General features: G+C 39.8%; 4 protein-coding genes and 1 pseudogene. All 5 read right to left on the reverse strand.

From position 1 onward, the window contains the following. Positions 1 to 196 precede the first annotated feature (196 nt). Complete coding sequence (locus ACFILU_RS00765) at positions 197 to 763, reverse strand: hypothetical protein (RefSeq protein WP_375674365.1); 567 nt, start codon at positions 761 to 763, stop codon at positions 197 to 199. Between the two features lie 48 nt (positions 764 to 811). Next, positions 812 to 1,360, reverse strand: coding sequence for a hypothetical protein (locus ACFILU_RS00770; RefSeq protein ID WP_375674366.1), 549 nt, complete (start codon positions 1,358 to 1,360; stop codon positions 812 to 814). A gap of 8 nt (positions 1,361 to 1,368) precedes the next feature. Continuing rightward, positions 1,369 to 1,887, reverse strand: a complete 519-nt coding sequence (locus ACFILU_RS00775; RefSeq protein ID WP_375674367.1) for a hypothetical protein — start codon at positions 1,885 to 1,887, stop codon at positions 1,369 to 1,371. Between the two features lie 162 nt (positions 1,888 to 2,049). Beyond that, positions 2,050 to 2,220, reverse strand: a complete 171-nt coding sequence (locus tag ACFILU_RS00780) for a hypothetical protein (protein WP_375674368.1) — start codon at positions 2,218 to 2,220, stop codon at positions 2,050 to 2,052. 164 nt (positions 2,221 to 2,384) lie between these two features. Continuing rightward, positions 2,385 to 2,583 (reverse strand): annotated as a pseudogene (locus ACFILU_RS00785) (hypothetical protein); the annotation flags it as partial.

Consider the following 2,583-nt stretch of genomic DNA (forward strand, 5'->3'; position numbering starts at 1 on the left):
GCTGCTTTTTTATTTTTGGGAGATCTGTTGTAAGGCAATATCGCGTTCATTCAGCACGCATTTCAGTTCCTTTTTCACGCGGCAATACAACCGCGCACGCTTGATAAACAGGTAATAAATGACAACGATTGGCGCCCATATTAAAACACTTAAGAGCGTAAAGAACAGGAAAGAAATGGCTATTAATGTTATAAGACTACTCGTCATTTTGTCCCCCTTCCACATTCTGCATACGAATTGCCTGATCGTGTTGTTGTATCGCTTCTTCCAATTGTGGAAGTGTTTTGTTCAATTTTCTCGTTAATTTTATGCACATGATCCCAATGATCGGAAAAAAGAGAAAAATCCCTAACCATATAAGGCTCAACAGCTGCATGATAAAGGCAACACTATCATTTTTCCACCATACAAAATTTGCGATAGAGCAAGCAGATTGCAAAATAGAAAAGAGAATAAGAATAAAAAAGATTATTTTACATTCTTTTGAAGAAAGAGGCAGAGATTCTTTGAAGTTAAGAAAGCGCATTTTTGCATCAAGTGTCTCAAGCGCGAGATTGTGTCTTTTCATTTCTCCCTGATCATTGCGCAATTGTTGTATGGCTTGCTTTTGTTGCGTCGTACTCTTTTTCAAGTCTTGAGCGAGTTTAAAAGATAACCTGATATGCTTGATCAACAGGTAAGGAAGCCTGACCATAACTATAGCCATTAAAATGGCAATGATGGTGATCCCTAAAACAGCCAAATATTTTATAACAATAGTCACTTTTCCCCCCTATCGCATTGATATGAAATCATCATTTTTATCCTCTGCTCAAACAAATGTTTCTAATTCCTTTACTGTTTCTTGCACGCCATACTGAAGGAAACTATGGAGAATTAAAATGACAGGTAAAGAAATAACAATACATGCCCAGACCCAAAACAGCAGTTTCATGACAAAATCAATAATGTGAAGCACTATAGGCGCGTAATTGTGCAAAAAAACCGCAGATTTTGGAAGAAAAGCTGAAAAAACGACAACACCTGTGCAAAGTGCAACCATAACGAAGGCGATAGAAAAGATCATAAAATAATCTTTTTTTGAGAGAAGCAAAGATTCTTGAAAAGAAAAGGCACGCAACTGTGTTGCAAGAACTGTATTCTGTCCTCTCCCTCCTGCCTGATAATGCCTCAAATTCTGCGCTGCACCCTTTTTTAATTTCCGCTGCGTCGCCAATAACAAGATTGTCCGTTTTATCAACGAATAATAAATGGCCAAGATGATCTTCACGGTAGAAAGGAATATCATAAAAATTGTAGAACAAATAAAAATTGTCGTCCCTACGGCAATCAACATTCCAATGATTAAAGAAGCGGTCACTTTTCCCCCTATTGTCTTCTGTTAAGAGATTGGTTGTCTAGCTGTTGCTGCTCTGGCAAGGTTTCCCATTGTAGCATCATTTCCTTCACATCCCGTTTAAATACGGCGTTAAAGACAAAAAAGAGCGGAAACAACCCAAAAAGAACGCCAAAAATTATTTGCGGTAAGAGACATAAAAAAGCCCAAACACTATTCCACCCCGCATCAAGAACATGCTGAATTATAGGATTTTGGAAAGGGTGTTTAAGACTTTCCTGAAGTCTTTCCTGAAAACTTTCTTGTTTCATTTGTCCCAGTGCTTGGAGCTGTTCCTTGGATATAACGTGAAAAAATTCCAAAGGGCTCATATAGGCAGACGCGGAAAAAAGCACCAACAAGAGGATAGCCAAACAACAAATGATGATATAATCGCTTGTTGAAAGCATCATCCATTTTTTGAAAGTTGCCGATTGATCCAACACTGGCTGCGATACAAAAGCCTTATCTCCCTTATGGGAAAATTGGTGTTGTGATTTATCTTCGATCATACGGATACTCCCCCACTTCTAAAATTCCCACTCTTCAATATTTGATAGCACGCCACCAGCGCGGCAAATCCGCTTAGCACTCTTCTCAGAGTAAAGCAAGCACTATAATCTCCCTTCTAAATATTTTATTCATTTGCCCTATACGCGCTTATACATGCGCGCTTACAAGCCAAAACACCCCTTTTTCCAAGGTGATGCCCCCATATTGAAAGCCAAGCACGCTGCCAAGATCACCCTCAGTCCCAGATCAACCTCAGTCATTGCCTCATCTAAAGCTTCCTCAAGCACACGACGTAAACGCCCTACGCTTACCTTTTCCTCAAAAATTTTCAATCTCTTTTCCTTAAAACCCACCCCTTTGCCTCAATGCCTCGTTGTCAATCTGGCCCCCCCAAAATGATAAAGCCCCAAAATGATAAGGATTAATTATTTGGCAAGCCGCCGCATAAATACCAGCGTCTCTCACAATTCCATAACCAAATTGCACAAAACCTTTTTCATCCAGAGAGAGAAAAACTGTCCTTAGCGGTCTCGTAAATAAATAGATGTCCCTCTTTTCTTTCAATTTCCCCCCTCCACCCCAAGCTCTTTAAAAGCACTGTTGCACTTTCCATGGAGCAAAACGTCTTGATCAAAAACTTAAGCTTTTGGCGCGTCTTCTCTATGCGTCTTACCTCTCCACCTGCAAGAAAATGG

This window comes from Bartonella sp. CL100XZDX (genome assembly GCF_042195375.1).
In the GTDB taxonomy this organism is placed as follows: Bacteria; Pseudomonadota; Alphaproteobacteria; order Rhizobiales; family Rhizobiaceae; genus Bartonella.